Origin of the sequence: Curtobacterium sp. MCLR17_040 (genome assembly GCF_003234735.1) — a bacterium.
Lineage (GTDB): Bacteria > Actinomycetota > Actinomycetes > Actinomycetales > Microbacteriaceae > Curtobacterium > Curtobacterium flaccumfaciens.
The window spans coordinates 26,170-42,505 of the sequence record NZ_QKTE01000014.1 but is presented as its reverse complement, the minus strand read 5'-3'; the positions used below and the strand labels follow the sequence as shown (position 1 = coordinate 42,505).

General features: G+C 71.3%; 21 protein-coding genes and 1 pseudogene. 10 read left to right on the top strand and 12 right to left on the bottom strand.

Annotated elements, in window-relative coordinates; translation table 11 throughout:
- The first annotated feature begins 75 nt into the window (after positions 1 to 75).
- Entirely contained in the window at positions 76 to 576 is a 501-nt protein-coding gene (locus tag DEJ01_RS12505) for a DUF427 domain-containing protein (protein WP_071247210.1), read from the top strand.
- A 93-nt stretch (positions 577 to 669) separates the two neighbouring features.
- On the opposite strand, the gene DEJ01_RS12500 is transcribed toward DEJ01_RS12505, so the two are convergent.
- Complete coding sequence (locus DEJ01_RS12500; RefSeq protein ID WP_146247608.1) at positions 670 to 1,002, bottom strand: hypothetical protein; 333 nt, start codon at positions 1,000 to 1,002, stop codon at positions 670 to 672.
- A 90-nt stretch (positions 1,003 to 1,092) separates the two neighbouring features.
- Between DEJ01_RS12500 and DEJ01_RS18450 the strand changes: the two genes are divergently transcribed.
- From DEJ01_RS18450 to DEJ01_RS12485, 3 genes and pseudogenes are all read left to right on the top strand, one after another.
- The gene (locus DEJ01_RS18450) at positions 1,093 to 1,473 is read left to right on the top strand and encodes a hypothetical protein (RefSeq protein ID WP_071404200.1); all 381 of its coding nucleotides are present in this window, start codon (positions 1,093 to 1,095) and stop codon (positions 1,471 to 1,473) included.
- A pseudogene (locus DEJ01_RS18310) lies at positions 1,440 to 1,943 on the top strand (DUF6264 family protein); the annotation flags it as partial. The gene DEJ01_RS18450 and the pseudogene DEJ01_RS18310, both read left to right, overlap by 34 nt.
- Before the next feature lie 96 nt (positions 1,944 to 2,039).
- Positions 2,040 to 2,474 carry a hypothetical protein gene (locus DEJ01_RS12485; protein WP_071404198.1) on the top strand — a complete coding sequence of 145 codons (435 nt, stop codon included), beginning with the start codon at positions 2,040 to 2,042 and terminating at the stop codon, positions 2,472 to 2,474.
- A 4-nt stretch (positions 2,475 to 2,478) separates the two neighbouring features.
- Here the strand turns inward: DEJ01_RS12485 and DEJ01_RS12480 are convergent, their stop codons facing one another.
- The 3 genes from DEJ01_RS12480 to DEJ01_RS12475 all read right to left on the bottom strand — a co-directional run bounded on the left by DEJ01_RS12480 (position 2,479) and on the right by DEJ01_RS12475 (position 4,961).
- A complete protein-coding gene (locus tag DEJ01_RS12480) occupies positions 2,479 to 3,099 on the bottom strand; it encodes a hypothetical protein (RefSeq protein WP_111093158.1) in 621 nt (206 codons plus the stop codon).
- A gap of 279 nt (positions 3,100 to 3,378) precedes the next feature.
- Positions 3,379 to 3,507 (bottom strand): hypothetical protein, encoded by a 129-nt coding sequence (locus DEJ01_RS18445; protein WP_258375711.1) that lies wholly within the window; start codon positions 3,505 to 3,507, stop codon positions 3,379 to 3,381.
- On the bottom strand, positions 3,507 to 4,961 hold the full coding sequence (locus tag DEJ01_RS12475; RefSeq protein WP_111093157.1) for an APC family permease: 1,455 nt from the start codon (positions 4,959 to 4,961) through the stop codon (positions 3,507 to 3,509). Before DEJ01_RS12475 ends, DEJ01_RS18445 begins: the two co-directional genes overlap by 1 nt.
- A gap of 97 nt (positions 4,962 to 5,058) precedes the next feature.
- Here DEJ01_RS12475 and DEJ01_RS12470 point away from each other — a divergent pair, with 97 nt between their 5' ends.
- The gene (locus DEJ01_RS12470) at positions 5,059 to 5,487 is read left to right on the top strand and encodes a DUF6892 domain-containing protein (protein WP_111093156.1); all 429 of its coding nucleotides are present in this window, start codon (positions 5,059 to 5,061) and stop codon (positions 5,485 to 5,487) included.
- Positions 5,488 to 5,535: 48 nt separating this feature from the next.
- Here the strand turns inward: DEJ01_RS12470 and DEJ01_RS12465 are convergent, their stop codons facing one another.
- Positions 5,536 to 6,147, bottom strand: a complete 612-nt coding sequence (locus DEJ01_RS12465; RefSeq protein ID WP_111093155.1) for a uracil-DNA glycosylase — start codon at positions 6,145 to 6,147, stop codon at positions 5,536 to 5,538.
- On the bottom strand, positions 6,144 to 7,346 hold the full coding sequence (locus DEJ01_RS12460) for a glycosyltransferase (protein WP_111093154.1): 1,203 nt from the start codon (positions 7,344 to 7,346) through the stop codon (positions 6,144 to 6,146). The genes DEJ01_RS12465 and DEJ01_RS12460 overlap by 4 nt, the downstream gene beginning before the upstream one ends.
- 110 nt (positions 7,347 to 7,456) lie before the next feature.
- Between DEJ01_RS12460 and DEJ01_RS18200 the strand changes: the two genes are divergently transcribed.
- Together DEJ01_RS18200 and DEJ01_RS12455 are read left to right on the top strand one after the other, a co-directional pair.
- The gene (locus tag DEJ01_RS18200) at positions 7,457 to 7,648 is read left to right on the top strand and encodes an antitoxin VbhA family protein (protein WP_146245006.1); all 192 of its coding nucleotides are present in this window, start codon (positions 7,457 to 7,459) and stop codon (positions 7,646 to 7,648) included.
- Positions 7,645 to 8,244 carry a Fic family protein gene (locus DEJ01_RS12455; RefSeq protein WP_181437819.1) on the top strand — a complete coding sequence of 200 codons (600 nt, stop codon included), beginning with the start codon at positions 7,645 to 7,647 and terminating at the stop codon, positions 8,242 to 8,244. The genes DEJ01_RS18200 and DEJ01_RS12455 overlap by 4 nt, the downstream gene beginning before the upstream one ends.
- Positions 8,245 to 8,258: 14 nt before the next feature.
- On the opposite strand, the gene DEJ01_RS12450 is transcribed toward DEJ01_RS12455, so the two are convergent.
- Entirely contained in the window at positions 8,259 to 9,083 is an 825-nt protein-coding gene (locus DEJ01_RS12450; RefSeq protein WP_220038688.1) for a DUF429 domain-containing protein, read from the bottom strand.
- Positions 9,084 to 9,208: 125 nt separating this feature from the next.
- Here DEJ01_RS12450 and DEJ01_RS12445 point away from each other — a divergent pair, with 125 nt between their 5' ends.
- Both DEJ01_RS12445 and ligD read left to right on the top strand, forming a co-directional pair.
- Complete coding sequence (locus DEJ01_RS12445; protein WP_111093152.1) at positions 9,209 to 9,901, top strand: G5 domain-containing protein; 693 nt, start codon at positions 9,209 to 9,211, stop codon at positions 9,899 to 9,901.
- Between the two features lie 141 nt (positions 9,902 to 10,042).
- Positions 10,043 to 11,065 (top strand): non-homologous end-joining DNA ligase, encoded by a 1,023-nt coding sequence (ligD, locus tag DEJ01_RS12440; protein ID WP_111093151.1) that lies wholly within the window; start codon positions 10,043 to 10,045, stop codon positions 11,063 to 11,065.
- A gap of 25 nt (positions 11,066 to 11,090) precedes the next feature.
- Here the strand turns inward: ligD and DEJ01_RS18195 are convergent, their stop codons facing one another.
- The 3 genes from DEJ01_RS18195 to DEJ01_RS12430 all read right to left on the bottom strand — a co-directional run bounded on the left by DEJ01_RS18195 (position 11,091) and on the right by DEJ01_RS12430 (position 12,579).
- A complete protein-coding gene (locus DEJ01_RS18195) occupies positions 11,091 to 11,234 on the bottom strand; it encodes a hypothetical protein (RefSeq protein WP_155896788.1) in 144 nt (47 codons plus the stop codon).
- Positions 11,231 to 11,392 (bottom strand): hypothetical protein, encoded by a 162-nt coding sequence (locus tag DEJ01_RS18190; protein WP_163343780.1) that lies wholly within the window; start codon positions 11,390 to 11,392, stop codon positions 11,231 to 11,233. The genes DEJ01_RS18195 and DEJ01_RS18190 overlap by 4 nt, the downstream gene beginning before the upstream one ends.
- Positions 11,393 to 11,535: 143 nt before the next feature.
- Positions 11,536 to 12,579, bottom strand: a complete 1,044-nt coding sequence (locus DEJ01_RS12430; RefSeq protein WP_111093150.1) for an ATP-dependent DNA ligase — start codon at positions 12,577 to 12,579, stop codon at positions 11,536 to 11,538.
- A gap of 157 nt (positions 12,580 to 12,736) precedes the next feature.
- On the opposite strand from DEJ01_RS12430, the gene DEJ01_RS12425 reads away from it, so the two are divergent.
- On the top strand, positions 12,737 to 13,780 hold the full coding sequence (locus tag DEJ01_RS12425; protein ID WP_181438439.1) for an MBL fold metallo-hydrolase: 1,044 nt from the start codon (positions 12,737 to 12,739) through the stop codon (positions 13,778 to 13,780).
- A gap of 21 nt (positions 13,781 to 13,801) precedes the next feature.
- On the opposite strand, the gene DEJ01_RS12420 is transcribed toward DEJ01_RS12425, so the two are convergent.
- The gene (locus DEJ01_RS12420) at positions 13,802 to 14,434 is read right to left on the bottom strand and encodes an FMN-dependent NADH-azoreductase (protein ID WP_111093148.1); all 633 of its coding nucleotides are present in this window, start codon (positions 14,432 to 14,434) and stop codon (positions 13,802 to 13,804) included.
- Between the two features lie 142 nt (positions 14,435 to 14,576).
- The gene (locus tag DEJ01_RS12415) at positions 14,577 to 16,181 is read right to left on the bottom strand and encodes a putative Ig domain-containing protein (RefSeq protein ID WP_111093147.1); all 1,605 of its coding nucleotides are present in this window, start codon (positions 16,179 to 16,181) and stop codon (positions 14,577 to 14,579) included.
- Between the last annotated feature and the right edge of the window lie 155 nt (positions 16,182 to 16,336).

The window sequence follows — 16,336 nt, the reverse complement described above, 5'->3', positions numbered from 1 at the left end:
CGCCCATGGTGCACCCGGAGGCGATTCCGCGCACGCACGCGGCTGCACCGCAGGCACCGGGCGTACACCTGGAGCATGCGCCACCCGAAGAGGACCGAGCCCGGCCCCGGCCAGGAGTCCGTCTGGGACTACCCCCGCCCACCCGCCGTCGAGCGGGTCACCGCACGCGTCGTCGTCCGTCTCGGCGGTACGGTCGTCGCCGACACGACCGACGCCGTCCGCGTGCTCGAGACCTCGCACCCGCCGGTCTACTACCTGCCGATGGCCGACCTGGCCGAGGGCGCGCTGGTCAAGGCGCCGGGTTCGAGCATGTGCGAGTTCAAGGGCCTGGCGCGCTACTTCGACGTCGTCGGTGGTGACGGGACGGTCGCGAGCCGCGCCGCCTGGAACTACCCGACGCCCGTGCCCGGCTACGAGTCGCTGCGGGAACGCGTCGCGATCTACCCGTCAGCGATGGACTCGTGCGAGGTCGGCGGCGAACGGGTCCAGGCCCAGGACGGCGACTTCTACGGCGGCTGGATCACGGCGGACATCGTCGGGCCGTTCAAGGGCGCGCCCGGCACGCTCGGCTGGTGACCCGGCTTCGTCCGGCGGGGCGGCCCTGACCCGGGGTGTTTCGTTTCGTGCGCTACGGGGCGGACCCGACCCGGGCCTCCCGGACGGACCGCGTCAGCGGTTGGCGTACGGCGACCAGAACGGCGGCGGGAACGCGCCCCCGGTCACGATCACGAGCACCTGCCAGACGAGCATGACGAGCCCGACGCTCCCGATCACGATGCCGATCCACGACCACACCTGCACGGCCCGGCGACGACCGGCGATCCGGATCGCCCGCCAGCCACTGAGCACGCACACCAGCCCGAACACCGCACCGAGCAACACGTGCTGCACGGTCGACTGTGCGGGCACGATGATGCCGAGGTAGAACGCGACCGGTCCGAGCACCACCGCGAAGGTCGCCGGGGCTGCCGGCGGTTCGTGGTCTCGAGCGACTGCTCCCATGGACCGCATGTTAGCGAGTGAACCTCGCTTCGAACACGTCCGAGTCGCGCAGCGCGGGCACCCGGTCGCGGGAACGGGCACCATGGAGGCATGCGTTCCTTCTTCCGCGTCCTGCTCGGCCTGGCCCTCGTCGTCGCGGGCACGAGTCACCTCACCTTCGCGCGCAAGGAGTTCACGGCGCAGGTCCCCGAGTTCGTCCCGCTGGACGACGACACGACGGTGCTCGCGTCAGGGGTCGCGGAGATCACGCTCGGCTCGGCCCTGGTGCTCGCTCCGAAGCCGGCCCGCCGCTTCGTCGGCTCGGTCGCGGCCCTGTTCTTCACGGTGATCTTCCCCGGCAACCTGTCGCAGTGGGTCAACCGTCGCGACGCCTTCGGCCTGGACAGCGACGAGAAGCGCTTCGTCCGCCTGTTCGGTCAGCCCGTCCTCATCGCGCTCGCCCTCTGGTCGACGCGCGGCCGGCGTTCCTGATGGGCGCGCCCGCGCGGCAGTCCGGCCCGGCCCCCGGGACGGGTCCTGGGGCGGGTCCTGCGTCGGGTCCGGATCCGCTCGGGTCCGGTCCGGCGCGCTTCGGTCGGGAGGCCCGGCACCCCCTGGCAGGACGCGCTCGCGTCGCGGACGTGGTCGCCTCCACCGCGCTGCTCGTCGTGCTCACGGTCGGTGCGTTGGCAGCGGGGTGGGGGATCAGGCTCATGTCGCTGGCGTTCGTGTCGTGCGCGGCGCCGGGGAACACCTGCAACGAGACGCTGGGTGACTCGGTCGTCGTCGTCGGACCGATCATCGTGGCGGCGGTGCTGGTCGCGACCATCGCCGTCTGCGTCCTGCGGCTCGTGCGGCGTCGGCTGACCTGGCCGGTGGTGCTCGTCGGCATGGCGGCCATCGTCGCGGTGTTCTTCGCCTCGCTGCTGCTCGTCGACAGCTCGGTCACGCACGGCATCTGAGGGACTCTTCCCTCACAGGCCGGGCTCGTGGAGCGGCTCTCCACAGAACCCGGACCGCGCCTCGGGTGGGGGCTTCCGGTTCGCCACGCTGGAGTCATGCCTGACACCGAGATGCTCGACCGCCTGATCCGTGAACCCGTCCGCACCGACGACGACGTCGTCCGACTCGTCGAAGCCGTCGTCGAACGACCGCTGCGCCGGCAGTGCTGGGTGCTGTTCCTCGACGACCGGGGGATGTCGATCCCGTTCCTGTTGCCGATCGCCGACCTGCCGTACTCCCCGGACGAACACGTCGACGACTTCGCGGCCCTGATCGCCGACATCGTGGCGCAGCTCGGGGCCGTCGACGTCGTGCTTGTGTGGGAACGCCCCGACGCCGACCGGCTCTACCCGGTGGACTGGGAGTGGGTCGACGCCTGCGCCTGTGCCCTCGACGAGCAGTCGGTCCGGCTCCGCGCCCAGGTCGTCGTGCACTCCGGGGGAGCCGCGATCGTCGAGTTCGACGAGGAGACGCAGGCGGTGGCCTCGTGAGCGATCAGCCCTGGGGAGCGACGTCCGGCACGTCCTGGCCGGTGAGCTCCTCGACGATCGCCTTCGCTTGCGGCCACGACTTCGCGTAGTGCTCCGGGTCGGAGTTGATCTGCACCGCGTGCGCCATCTGCGTCGGGCTCATCGTCTTCCAGCCGGGGACCTTCACGAGCTTCGTGTAGAACATCGTCGCGGCCGTGTACGGGTCCATTCGCTGCTCGTACGTGCCCCACGCGCCGTTGTCGCGCTGCTGGAACAGGCCGCGGCTGTCCGGGCCCGCGGCGTCGCCGTGGTCCAGGTTCACCAGGCTCGACTCGCCGATCGCGGTCATCACCCCGACGGCCTGGGTGTGGGGGCCGATGCCGAGCGCCTGGGCGGCTTCGATCACGTGCGCGGCGTTCACCAAGCGGTCCTGGCAGAAGCCACCGACGGGTCCGGCCGGCACGACCATCCCGCCGATCGTCTTCGAGGCGACGGCCGGGCACGCGGGCGTCGGGGTGGCGGCGCTGGACTTCGCGATGCCGGCGAGCGAGTTGACCGCGATCACCACGAGGACGACCACGCCGATGCCGACCGCCACGATCCCCGCGCCGAACACCGAGGCGAGGGTGATGCCGACACGGCGCATGACGGGACCTCTCGAGGGGCTGGGCGGGTGCTGGGCGGGCGGAGCGGGAAGAGCAGCACGAGCGTACGGGCGCCTCCTGGGAAGCCTGCGGCGGCCCGCCGTGATCGCCCGTTCGGAGGTTCGGGGGTTCGGTCGTCAGCGTTCGGGGTTCGGGGTCCGCGGTTCGCCGCCGGTTGCTCGCCGCCGGGCGGGTACGTCCCTGACAACGAGTGACGGTTCTGGTTCACGAAGCGGGGGCTTCGCGAACCAGAACCGTCACGGGTCACTCGTGCACGGCGGTCACCGCTCGCGTCGACCGTCCTGCCGACCCCGACCCTGACCCTGACGCAGGCGCCAGCCTCCCGCGGACAGCGACAGCGCGGCGATCACCGCGATGACGATGGTCCAGATGACACTGGTCGCGTCCATCAGACGTCTCGGTGGTCCTGCGGCGGCCGCTGCACCTTCGTCGGCTCCGTCACGAGTCCGGTCGGGGCCTTCTCGGCCTGCTTCCGTCCGTGGGTGAACCAGGTCAGGATCCAGAGCAGCACGCCCAAGGCCAGCAGCGCGCCGGCGATCTGGTACTGCTGCGGGTCACGACCGGACGAGAACGGCAGGACGAGCCAGAGGCACGTGATGATGCCGATGACCGGGATGATGACGCCCGCGCGGAAGTGCTTGTGGTCGACCTTGTCGCGGCGCAGCACGAGCACGGTCACGTTCACGACGGCGAACACCGTCAGCAGCAACAGCGAGGTGGTGCCACCGAGGACGACGACGATGGGGGAGTCGGGGTCGAGCGAGACCCATCCGATCAGCAGCAGCGAGATGAGCGTGGTGAAGACGATCGCGGTCGACGGGGTGCGACGGGCGGGGGAGATGCGGGACAGGAAGCCCGGCAGCACGCCCTGCTTGCTCATGCCGTAGAGCAGGCGCGACGCCATCATCATGTTGATCAGGGCCGTGTTGGCGACGGCGAACATCGAGATGAAGGGCAGCAGGTCGGCGATCGGGAAGTCCGGCGCGGCGGTCTGCACGACGGTGACGAGCGGGGTCTCGTTGCCGGCCAGTTCACCGATCGGCACGACGGCCACGGCGCAGATCGACACGAGCACGTAGATCACGGCGGTGATGCCGAGGCCGGTGAGCATGATCTTCGGGAAGATGCGCGAGGGGTCCTTGGTCTCCTCGGCCATGTTGACCGAGTCCTCGAACCCGACCATCGCGAAGAACGCCAGCGACGTCGCGGTGCTGATCGACAGCAGCAGGGACTTGTCCTCCGGCGTCTCGAACATCACGACCCGCGAGAAGTCCGCGTTGCCGCCCGCGATCGCCCAGAACCCGATCAGGATCACCATGACGAGACCGGACAGCTCGACGAGCGTCAGCACGACGTTCGTCTTGACGCTCTCGCTCACCCCGCGGAAGTTGATGAACATCACCGCGAGCATGAAGCCCATCGCGATGAGCATCACCACGCCGTTCGGCAGCTCGATGCCGAACCCGGCGCCGAGGTTCGCTGCGAACGCCCGCGATGCCGTCGACGCCGATGTGATCCCTGAACACATCACGATGAACGTCACGATAAAGGTGACGAAGTGGATGCCGAACGCCTTGTGCACGTAGAGCGCGGCACCGGCGGTCTGGGGGTACTTCGTCACGAGTTCGAGGTACGAGAACGCCGTCAGCAGCGCGACCGCGAACGCGATGAGGAAGGGGAGCCACGCTGCCCCGCCGACCTCGGCCGCGACCTGGCCGGTGAGCGCGTAGACACCCGTGCCGAGGATGTCGCCGACGATGAAGAGCAGCAGGAGCTTGGGACCGATGACCCGGCGGAGCTCGTGCTGCTCCTGCTGTGGGCGGTCCGTCTTGGTGGTGGCCATGCGTCACCCTTGCGCGCGAGACGCCTTCCTGTCCAGTCCCACAGGAAGGTTTCTCGCGATCGCAACACGGTCGCTCGGCGACGGATACGCTCCGGCCATGGACCAGCAGTCGAACACCACCGAGGAGCCCATCGAGTTCGCGGACTTCAACGCGAAGCTCCTGGTGCTCGACGTCCTCTGCTACGACCTCGACGTCCTGGACCCCTACGACCCGGACGCCGAGGACGAGACCGACGAGGACCTCGACGTCGACGGGCAGGACGACCGGGCGCGCGAGTACTACGACGACCTCGACCTGCTGCCGTCGCACCTGTCGCTCGTCACCGAGGTCACAGTGGACTCCGACCTCGAGGTGCTGCAGGACGTCCACCCCGGCTGGGTCGGCTCGGACGACCGCTTCGACCCGCAGAACTGGGACGACCTGCTCGACCTGCCGGAGCTCCGCACCGTGTACGCCGCCGCACCACTGCCCGCCCACGTCGCCGAGCGGCTCGCGGCCAAGGGCGTCGAGGTCCGATCCGCCTGAGCGGGACGCGACCGGGTCGCGACCGGGACGGACCGGGCGGACCGACGGCTAGCGGTCCAGCGCTCGCAGCTGTTCGGTGAACTGCTTCGCGCCGCCCTGCGCCGGGTGCCGCACGGCGGTCGCCTCGATGCCGGCCAGGGCGAGCGCTCCCTGCGCCTTCCGACCGACGGCGACCACCCGGACCCGGTCCACGCCGCCGAGGGCCTCCAGCAGCGCGAGGGCGACGGGCGCGCCCGAGCGGACCTCGGCGGGCCGCGGCGTGCGGTTCGTCAGCCGGTCCGGCGCCACGAAGGGGTGGTGCGGGAAGATCGCCCACGCCACCGGGAGCGCACCGCGCCAGCCCTCCAGCGCGGCGTGCACGACGCGCGACGAGGCCTCCCACGGTGCCGTCGGCTCCGGCGGGACGCCGTACTCGGGTCCGAGCTCGCGCATGCTCGTGAACGGCACACCCGTGTTCGTCATGCCGCGCCACCCCGGTGCCTCGGCCACGAGCAACGTGTCAGCCCCCGGCCCGGACTGCTCCAGGTACCGCGTCAGGTTCGCTCGCCGGAGTCGTCCCTCGGGCGATCCGACGTCGTAGAGCGCCTCGGCGTCAGACTCGACGGGCACCGCGTCGAGCGCCGCCCAGAACGCGGCGAACCGGCCACCCGTCCCGCTCACGAGCGCCCGAGCACCCGGCGGTAGACGTCCTCGAGCCCCGCGGCCGACCGCTCCCAGCTCAGGCGCTCCGCGTGCTCCCGGCCCGCAGCGGCGAGCCCGGCGGCGTACGGCGCATCCGTCAGGATCCGCTCGATCTCGTCCGCCCACTCCTGCGGGTCACGGGACTCGAGCACGACGCCCGTCTCCCCGTCGACCACGGCCTCGCGCAGGCCCCCGGCAGCGGCGGCCACGACCGGCACCCCGGAAGCGGAGCCCTCGAGCGCGACGAGCCCGTACGTCTCGGAGTGGGACGGCACGAGCACGGCTGCCGCGCCGCGGAACAGGAACGCCAGGTCGGCGCGCGACTGCGGCCCGATGAAGGTGACGTGGTCGGCGATGCCCCGCGCGTCGGCGAGCCGACGCAGTTCGTCCACGTAGTCGCCCGCCTCACTCGAGACGTCGCCCGCGATGACCAGGGTGGGGCGGGCCTCCAGGCTGATGTCCGCGATCGCCTCGATCGCCAGGTCCAGGCCCTTGAGCGGCTGCACGCGCGCCGCTGCGACGACGTAGGGGGTGGCGGCGCGGCGCGCACCGACGGCGGCGGGGCGGAAGACGGACCCGTCGACCCCCGGCGGCACGATCCAGATGCGGGCGTCGTCGCCGCCGAGCCGGGTGCGCACGGTCGACGCTTCGGCCTCGGAGACCACGACGACGGCGTCCGACTCGCGGGCGAGTAGTTCCTCGCCGGCGATGCGGCCGGCCGACTCGGGACGTTCGCCCTCGGACAGCGGCGTGGCCGGGTCGGCTGCGATGGAGTGGAACGACTGCACGTGAGGGATGCCGCGCTCACGGGCGACGGGCAGCGCGGCCGCGCCGGAGAACCAGTGGTGCGAGTGCAGGACGTCGAACGGCCCGAGCTGCTCCAGCTCGTGGCGGAACGGTTCGATGAACGCGTCGTGCTCGCCCTTCGGCACCGGCTCGGCCGGCCCCGCGGACAGGAACCGCAGGCACACGCCCGGTACGAGCGACACCGAGTCCGGCTGCGTCGGGGCGGACCGGCGCGTGATGATGTCCACGTGGTGGCCCAGATCGGCCAGTGCCTCGGCCTGGTGCCGGACGACGACGTTCATGCCGCCGACCTCGCCCGAACCGGGTTCGTCTCCGGGGGAGGTGTGCAGCGACACCAGCCCGATGTGCAGGGGTTCGGTCGTCGCGCTCACCGCTCAACCCTAGCCGCGCGGCCTCCGCTGCGACGGGCGTGCGGGTGCCACCACGACGGGCCGTCCTGGCGGGTCTGGAACACGTGCGCGCCCCGGCGTAGCATTGGTGCATGCCCAAGCGAATGGTTCGGACCGTCTCCGGCTCGGAGCGCGTCAAGCGGACGCGCGCCGTCGCTGCGGTGATCCACTCCGGGCGACTCGAAGGCTTCAAGGACAACCCCGAGTGGATCCGGTACATGGACCGCTTCGCGAAGGGCGAGATCAGTCGCGAGGAGCTCCGGGCTTTCGCGCACCGTCGGTGAGTCCTCGACCCGACGGCGGGTACTACGACGACCAGTACGTCCTCCGCAACAAGTTCGGGGCCACGAGCCGTGATCAACTCGCGGAACTCGAGGTCCCCGAGGTGCAGGACCGAGAGTTGGACCTTCTGCTCGGTGAGGTTCCCGGACTCGCGGGGCTCCTGCCATCGGAACGGGTGCGCCGTATTCACGCCCATCTCTTCCAGGACGTCTACGTCTGGGCAGGTGAGTACCGGCTCGACGGCATCGCGAAGAACCCTGACGAACCGTTTCTGGTGCCTGAACTGATCCCCGCACGGATGGCCCGACTGGACGATGAGCTCGCTTCGCCCCGGATGCCGGAGCGTCCTCTGGACTTCTTGACCGAACAGTTCGCGACGCTCAACTACATCCATCCCTTCATGGAGGGCAACGGGCGAACCCAGCGGGAGTTCTGGCGCGAGTACGCGGCCGAGCGCGGTGTCGTGCTCGACTGGCGGAGGGTCACGACGAATGAGAACCATCACGCCGCCCGCCGGTCGATGCTCGGTGACTTGCAACCCCTTCGCGAACTCCTCACGAAGGTGATCTGCACGGCGGCTGCAACGGGCGAGATCTGATCCTTCTCGCGCCGTCAACGCTGCGACGGGCGCGCGGGCGCCACCACGACGGGCCGGCGGCCCGCCTCGTCCAGCGGGTCGTTGGGGAGGCCCGGATCACCTCCCAGGATCTGCACGCGCTGGTCGCCGTGTCGCTCCCAGAACGCCGCCGTCCACGCGCACAGCGCCCCGTCGAGCAGGTCCTCGCGGTGCTTGTGCGTCGGACCGTGCAGCACCGACGGGTCGGCGAGCCGCTGCGTCAGCGGGTGGGAGTCGAGCAGCAGCGGCGGGTCGAGCGGGGTCTCGCGCAGCCGCCGGACCAGCTCGTCGAAGGCCTCGGCGCGACGGGCACGTGCCTCGGCGGCGGGGATCCGGAGGTCGAGCCGTTTGTACCGGGGCCGTTCCTCGTCGTAGCCGAGCTCCTCCACGCCGACCAGCGTCGTGTACGGGTAACACTCGAACATCGCCGGACCGGTGCGTCCCCGCATCGAGTCCGTGTCGGAGACGTACCCGACGCCGAGTGCGGTCAGCCGGTCGAGCAGCGCTGAGCCAGCGCTCGCCGCAGATGCCTGGTTGGTCGGGTTCGCGGCGACCTTCCACCGGCCGTACCGCTGCCCGACCTGCCGTTCGGACTCGCGGATGCCCGTCGGGTTCGTCACGACGAGCGAGGCGTCCACGGCGATCAGGGATCGTGGCCCGAGGTGCTCGGCGATCCAGTCCGCGACGGCGTCGACCCCGCGGGCCCACCCGGCGTCGGTGATCGTGCCGTCGGAGTCCATCGCGACCAGCCCGGTCTCGTTCGCGGCCTTCCGCTCGGAGCCGAGTCCCCACGCGAGGTCGATGCCGAGGTACGCGTTCACCCGCCCCATCCTGCCGGGTGCACGGTTCATCCTCACAGCGCGGCTGCCCCGGAGTGGGGGTGCAGCGGTCGACGGAGAACGAGGCACCCTGGATCGTCGTACCGAACACGAGGGGATGTCGCAGGATGCGCTGGTCAGCACTACCGACGAAGGCGAAGGCTTCGGTCGTCGTCGCGATCGCAGCGGTGATCTGGGTCGGAGGCGTGGGCACCGCTGGTGCTGTGGTCGGTGCCGCCGTGACCAGTGCCAGCCAGGACACGGCTGCCCCGCGAGCCGTCGCCGACGTCGCCACGACCCCGACACCCAGCGCGACGCCGACCCCGACCCCGACGCCGACCCCGGTCGTCGAGGTGTCGGAGGTCTCGAAGGACTTCCCGATCCACTTCCGGAAGACCACCATCGACGTTCCGACCCTGGCGAAGGGCCAGACGCGGCTGCAGACGGCGGGTGTCGACGGCGTGCTCACCCGCACGTACCGAGTGACCACCACCGACGGCGTCGAGACGGACCGAGTCCAGGTGTCCAGGACCGTGTCGACGGCACCGGTGCCCGAGGTGACCGCGATCGGGTCGTACGTCGAGCCTGCTCCGGCCCCCGCGGCCCCCGCGGCCCCCGCGGCTCCCGCGCCTGCGCCGGCTGCTCCTGCTCCCGCGCCCGTCGAGCAGGCGCCCGCGCAGTCGCAGGACTTCATCACGCCCGGGGCGTTCTGCGCCGATGCGCAGGCCGGTGTCGTCGCGCAGGCGGCGAACGGCAACTCGTACACCTGCGGCGGCAAGGGTCCTGATGCGAACGGTCACTTGCACTGGAACGTCATGTGATTGCTGCCCGCAAGACACCGGTGTTCGTGCGCTGAACACCGGCGTGCGCGTGTTCGACCAGGAAACACCGGTGTCTTGCGGGAACGCGGCGGGCGGTCCCGGCTGCGGGCGGGCGGCCGGCACGCGTGTACGGTCCGCTGCATGGCGAGCGAAGCGACGACGGTGCGGGTGCCCGGCCCTGACGGTGACCGCGAGGTCCGGATCAGCAGCCCCTCGCGGGTGCTCTGGCCCGAGGCGGGCATCACGAAGCTCGACCTCGCGGAGTACCTCGTCACGGTGGGCGACGCCTTCGTCCGGGCGAACGGCGACCGGCCGATCTCGCTGCAGCGGTTCCCCGGCGGCGTCGACGGCGAGCAGTTCTTCTCGAAGAACCCGCCCAAGGGTGCGCCCGACTACGTCCGCTCGGTCACGGTGACCTACCCGAGTGCCCGGTCCCACCCGCAGCTCGTGATCGACGAGCCGGCCGTGGCCGTGTGGGCCGCGCAGATGAACACGGTGGTCTTCCACCCGTGGGCCTCTCGTGCCGAGGACAGCGACCACCCGGACCAGCTCCGCATCGACCTCGACCCGCAGCCCGGCACCGACTTCGGCGACACGGTGCCGGTGGCCGAGGAACTGCGGAAGGTCCTCGACGAGGTCGGCCTGACGACCTGGATCAAGACGAGCGGCAACCGCGGCCTGCACGTGTTCGCGCCGATCCGCCCCGAGCACGAGTTCCTCGACGTGCGGCACGCGGTGATCGCCGCAGCACGCGAGCTCGAACGCCGGATGCCCGACCAGGTCACGACGGCGTGGTGGAAGGAGGAGCGAGGACAGCGGATCTTCGTCGACTTCAACCAGGCGAACCGCGACCGCACGATGGCCGGTGCCTACAGTCCCCGAGCTCTGGCGCACGCATCGGTGTCGACGCCGATCGCGTGGGAGGAACTGCGCACCGCGGACCCGACGACCTTCACGATCCGCACGGTGCCGGAGCGGCTGCGGACCACGGGCGACCCGTGGGAGTCGATGGGGGAGCAGCCGGGCAGCATCGCGCCGCTGCTCGAGTGGTGGGAGCGGGACCTGGCGAACGGCGAGGGGGAGCTGCCGTTCCCGCCGGACTTCCCGAAGATGCCGGGGGAGCCGCCGCGCGTGCAGCCCTCACGAGCGAAGAAGCCGAGCTGAGGCCCAACGGCCGAGCAGCCGAACCTCAGGCTGCAGAGGAGACGTCCCGCTGACGGTCCGGGTCCTCGACGCGCGTGGTGTGCGTCGGCAGCCCGATGCTGGCGGTGTGCAGGCGGGTCAGCCGCGACCAGGTGCCGCGGTGCACGTCGGTGATGCCGTCGACGATCACGAGCCGAGTCCGACCGTGACGAGTGCGAGCGCCGTGGCGGTCACGCCGGCGATGGCGCTGATGACCGCGCTGAGCTGCAGGACGCGCTGGCGCCGTGCCTCTCGGACTTCTGTGAAGGGGCTCCGCCGAGGGTGGCGGACAAGCGTGCTGGTGCTCATGTCGATCCGCTCCGATCCGGGCATCCGGACTGGACGCCTCGTGCTGCTGAGATCATCCTGGCACGGCTTCGCTAGTTCGGCTAACTACTTTTCCGCAAACGTGACAGAACAGCGACAAACGGACACCGCAGTGCGTTCCGTCGTCAGGACAGCACGTCGTTCAGGTCGTACGCACTCGGCACCTCGAGCTGGTCGAACCCGCACGACGTCGCCTCGCGGTCGGGCCGCCACCGCTCGAACTGCACGGTGTGCCGGAACCGGTCGCCCTCCATCTGGTCGTACCGGACCTCGAGCACCAGCTCCGGCGCCAGCCGGACGAACGACGTGTCGCGACCCGACGAGAACCGCGACCGTTCTCCGTCACCGGTGACGGGCCTCCCGTCCGCATCGCGGAGCACGACGGGCTCGAGCTCGTCGATCAACGCGGCCCGGCGCTTGTCGGAGAAGGCGGAGACGCCGCCGACCTGGCGGAGCTCGCCGTCCGCGTCGTACAAGCCGACCAGCAGCGACCCGACGCCGGAGCCGCTCTTGTGCACGCGGTAGCCGATCGCGACGACGTCGGCGGTGCGGTGGTGCTTGATCTTGAGCATCGAGCGCTTGTTCGGTTCGTACGGCCGCGCTCGCGGCTTCGCGACGACGCCGTCGAGCCCGGCGCCCTCGAAGGCGGTGAGCCACTCGCGCGCCTGCTCGACGTCGAGTGTGGTGCGGGTGACGAAGAGCGGGTCGGTCATCGCGTCGCCGAGCTGCTCCAGGCGCTCGCGGCGCTCGTCGAAGGGGCGGTCCACCAGCTCCTCGCCGTCCACCGCCAGCAGGTCGAAGGCCACGAACTGCGCCGGGGTCTCGACGCTGAGCTTGGCGATCCGCGAGGCTGCCGGATGGATGCGCTGCGACAGCGCCTCCCAGTCGAGGCGCTCGGCACCGGGCTCGCCGGAGCGCAGGATCACCTCGCCGTCCAGGACGACCGGGTGGTCGCGGCCGCCGAACTGGGCGTGGAACGCCTCGACGAGCTCGGGGAAGTACCGGGTGAGCGGCTTGGCGCCGCGGCTGCCGATCTCGACGTCGTCACCGTCGATGGTCACGATGCCCCGGAAGCCGTCCCACTTCGGTTCGTACCGCAGCCCGCCCTTCGTGCTGTCCGGGTCGGGGACGGTGGCGACGGCCTTGGCGAGCATCGGTGCGATCTCCATGGGTCCTGTCTACTCGCGGGCGGTGGCGGGGCTGCGCACTTCGTGAGCAGGAATGGTCGGGTCCGGCTCGACGACCCGACATCTTCTGCTCACGATGCGCGGCCGGGAGGCCCGGATCACCCCGGGCAGGTCGGCCAGCGTCGGTAGGGTGGCCGGCGTGACGACCGTGCCCCCACCGGCAGCGCCGGCCCCGGAACCGATCAGCCCCGTGCAGGCCGCCGCGCTCCGCGACGGCGTCCTGCCACCGGTCGAGCAGGTCCGGCCGGGCATCTGGACCCTCGCGGTGCCGTTCCGGTTCGGGGTGCCCGACGCGACCCTCGTGTACGTCGTCGAGGGGTCGGACGGCTCGCTCGCGGTGATCGACCCCGGGTGGTCGGTCGACGGCGGGCTCGACGAGCTGCGGGACGGGCTCGCCGCGATCGGACGGACCCTGGACGACGTGTCGCTCGTGGCCGTGACGCACCTGCACGCCGACCACCTGGGTGCCGCAGCGGCCATCCGCCGGGCGACGGGAGCACGCGTGGCGATGCACGGCCTCGAGGTCCGTGCGCTCGAACGGGAACGCGCCGACGCCGAGCGGAACGACGCGGACATCGCGACGTGGGGCCTGCCGGAGCACCTGCGGGCCGGGGTCGTCGAGGCCTGGGGCAGCGGACGCCGGATCGGGATGGGCCGGATCGAGTCGCCGTACGCCGACGTGCTGCTCGAGGACGGCGACCTGCTGCCGATCTCCGGTCGGACGATCCGCACGCTGTGGACCCCGGGGCACACGAGCGGGCACGTGTGCTTCCTCGACGAGGCCGACGGGCTGCTGTTCTCCGGCGACCACGTGCTGCCGCGGATCAACTCCGGCATCGGGCTCGGCGGCCGGACCGGGACGAACCCGCTCGGCGACTACCTGGCGTCGCTCGCGCGGCTCGACCCGTACGCCGACCTCGAGGTCTGCCCGGGGCACGAGTACCGGTTCCGCGACGTCGTCACCCGCGCGCAGACTCTGGCTCGGCACCGGGAGGAACGCTCCCGCCACGTCGCCGCGGCCCTCGACGCACTGGACCGTCCGACGCTGTTCGAGGTCGCCGCCCGGGTGCCCTTCAGCGGCGGGATCGAGTCGATGACCGGGTTCCTGCTCGCGAGCGCGCTGACGCAGACGGCCTTCCACGCGGAGCTGCTCGGGCGGGCCGACGAGGTGCGGCCCGCCTGACGAACGCCGCGGCCGCGCGGGTCAGCCGAGCGTCGTCGCCAGGCGCTCGATCGTCGTCTTCGCGTCGGCGAACTCCGCGGCGGCGTGCTCGGCCAGCGGTGCGAGGTCCGGCAGCCGGTCGGCCAGGGTCGCGCTGACGGTGATCGGGTACAGCTTCATGCCGAGCGCGGTGCCGAGCACGATGTGCAGGACGGGGGAGCCGTGGTCCCAGCCCTCGGTCGGAGTGCCGGCGTCGTAGGTCGCGCCGCGGCTCACCACGGTGACGACGGGTCGTCCGGCCAGGGGCTGCACGCCGCCGGTCAGGATGCCGGGCACGTGGATTCGGTCGATCCAGGCCTTCAGGGTCGACGGCACGGTGTAGTTGTACAGCGGCGCACCCACCACGACGACGTCGGCGGCCAGGAGCTCGTCGATGACCTCCTGGCGCAGGGCGTCGGCTTCGGGCGCGACGGTCTCCTCTGCGGTGCGGTCGGCGGCGGCCCAGTGCAGCGCGGAGCTCTCCAGGTGGGGGAGCTGGTCGACGTGCAGGTCCCGCCGGACGACCGTGTACTCCGGGCCTCGGGCGCGCCAGGCGTCGGCGAAGGCCGCGGTCAGTGCGCGCGAGCGGGAGTGGGACAGGTCGGCCGAGGAGTCGATGTGCAGCAGCATGGGCATGTCGCCAACGCTACCGGCGCGGACCCGGCCGGGCGCGGATGCGGAAACGGCCCCGCCTGCTCCGGTGGAGGAACAGGCGGGGCCGTCACGGGCCTCCCGTCCACCGCGCGGGCACGCGACGGACGGGAGACGACTCAGGGTGTCAGCGCTGGGTGCGACGACGACGCGCGAAGCGGGCGCCGATGAGGCCGGCACCGGCGACGAGCAGGCCCAGGGCCCACGGCAGTGCGTCGGTGGTGTCCGACCCGGTGTAGGCGAGCTGGCCACCGGTGTTGACCGGGGCGACGGGGGCCGCTGCCGGCGCGACCGGGGTCGGGTCGGCGATGCCGGCGACCGCTGTCGGCTGGACGTCGACGGCGAACGAGGTGGCGAAGTCGCCGGCGGCGACGGTGAGGTTGTGGATCGAGGCGTGCGGGAACGTGACGCCGATGAAGCCGAACTCACCGATCTCGGGGTCTGCGGCGATGACGTCGGTCGAGACGTCCGACGTCACGGTGGGCGTGATCGACTCGTCGTCCTCGCCCAGGACCTCGTTGCCGAACCGATCGACGACCGTGCCGGTCACGATGAGCGTCCCACCCTGCTTGATCGTGGGACGACCGCCGTCGACCTCGGTGCCGACCTGGCCACCGTCGCCGTCACCCTGCGTGATGACGGTGTAGACCTTGCCGTCCGGGTCGATGATCCACGTGGTGCGCTTCTTGGTGTCGTTCTCGTCGAAGTCGAAGGCTCCGGCGCGATCGGTCGTGTAGACGAAGAGGCCGAGCGGCGCACCGGCCTCGACGTTGAGCGAAACGTACTGCGTGGTCGTCTCGGTGCCGCTGGTCGCCGTGACGGCGAAGGTCCAGTCCCACGCCTCGGTGGTGACGCCACTGAGCTCACCGGTCGACGCGTCGAAGGTCAGACCGTAGGGGAGCTGGTCCGCGGGGGACATCTCGTCCTCGGGGTACTCCTCCGCGTACTCGGCGTCGTCCTCGTCGAACCAGGCGAGGCTGTACTTCGGCTCCGGGAAGCCCTGCGCACGGAAGGTGTGCGAGAAGGCGTCACCGGCGGCGGTGCTCAGCTCGAGCGGGCTGTCCTGCGTGGCGCCGGCCTTGGTGGGCTGGCCGTCCTCACCGAGGAACGCCGGGGTCTGCGTCACGGCGGCGGTGGCCTCGGACTCGACCGTGGAGGTCTCGGTCGCGCCGGGCAGCGTGCCCGTCACGGCGACCGTGATGGTCTTGCGGACGTCGGTCGGGTCGACGACGTAGCTCGCGGCCTTCGACAGGACGTTGCCGTCCTGGTCGGTCCACGAGTACTTGTACCCCGCCTCGTCGTCGAAGCCGGTGACGACGGCGACGAGTCGGGTGCCGACCTTGGCCGTGCCCTCGATGGTGACGGTGGCGTCGGCGGCCTTGGCCGTGACGTCCGGCTTCGGGGTCTCGGTCGGCTTCGGAGCCTCGGTGGCGGCTGGCGCGGTGGTCTCCGGCGCGGCGGGCTCGGTGGCCTCGGGGGTGGGTGCCGGGGCTTCCTCGACCGGAGCCGGGGTCTCGGGCGCGGTCTCGACGGGCGGGTCCGTCGGCGTGGGCGTCTCGTCGGAGACGACCGGAGCGGGCGTCTCGGCGGCCACGATCGGCTGCGTCGTGTCGAGCGTCTCGGCGTTGGCGGCCGTCGCGGTCATGATGCCGAGGCCGGTGGTCAGGCCGACCAGGGCGACGGTGGTGCCGACGGCGCAGGCGCGACGGACAGTGGAGGTGCTGCGGTGCACGGGATCCCCCAGGGATTCGGTCCGGGCTCATCGCCCAGATCATGTGAATTTGCCGAGAATGTCGGCGTTCTCGGATCGTAGCGGGATGACGTTGCCGGGCTGTGACGATTCACCGGAATGTGACCCGGGTTGGGGGTGCGTGCGGGAAACCGCCG

Excerpts from the sequence above, each read along its gene's own strand:
- DEJ01_RS12485 (WP_071404198.1), top strand. The coding sequence starts at position 2,040 with ATGCCTGACACCGAGATGCTCGACCGCCTGATCCGTGAACCCGTCCGC.
- DEJ01_RS12500 (WP_146247608.1), bottom strand. The coding sequence starts at position 1,002 with ATGGGAGCAGTCGCTCGAGACCACGAACCGCCGGCAGCCCCGGCGACC.
- DEJ01_RS12430 (WP_111093150.1), bottom strand. The coding sequence starts at position 12,579 with ATGGAGATCGCACCGATGCTCGCCAAGGCCGTCGCCACCGTCCCCGAC.
- DEJ01_RS18445 (WP_258375711.1), bottom strand. The coding sequence starts at position 3,507 with ATGGACGCGACCAGTGTCATCTGGACCATCGTCATCGCGGTGATCGCC.
- ligD (WP_111093151.1), top strand. The coding sequence starts at position 10,043 with ATGGCGAGCGAAGCGACGACGGTGCGGGTGCCCGGCCCTGACGGTGAC.
- DEJ01_RS18450 (WP_071404200.1), top strand. The coding sequence starts at position 1,093 with ATGCGTTCCTTCTTCCGCGTCCTGCTCGGCCTGGCCCTCGTCGTCGCG.
- DEJ01_RS12420 (WP_111093148.1), bottom strand. The coding sequence starts at position 14,434 with ATGCCCATGCTGCTGCACATCGACTCCTCGGCCGACCTGTCCCACTCC.
- DEJ01_RS12475 (WP_111093157.1), bottom strand. The coding sequence starts at position 4,961 with ATGGCCACCACCAAGACGGACCGCCCACAGCAGGAGCAGCACGAGCTC.
- DEJ01_RS12505 (WP_071247210.1), top strand. The coding sequence starts at position 76 with ATGCGCCACCCGAAGAGGACCGAGCCCGGCCCCGGCCAGGAGTCCGTC.
- DEJ01_RS18190 (WP_163343780.1), bottom strand. The coding sequence starts at position 11,392 with ATGAGCACCAGCACGCTTGTCCGCCACCCTCGGCGGAGCCCCTTCACA.
- DEJ01_RS12480 (WP_111093158.1), bottom strand. The coding sequence starts at position 3,099 with ATGCGCCGTGTCGGCATCACCCTCGCCTCGGTGTTCGGCGCGGGGATC.
- DEJ01_RS18200 (WP_146245006.1), top strand. The coding sequence starts at position 7,457 with ATGCCCAAGCGAATGGTTCGGACCGTCTCCGGCTCGGAGCGCGTCAAG.
- DEJ01_RS12470 (WP_111093156.1), top strand. The coding sequence starts at position 5,059 with ATGGACCAGCAGTCGAACACCACCGAGGAGCCCATCGAGTTCGCGGAC.
- DEJ01_RS12445 (WP_111093152.1), top strand. The coding sequence starts at position 9,209 with ATGCGCTGGTCAGCACTACCGACGAAGGCGAAGGCTTCGGTCGTCGTC.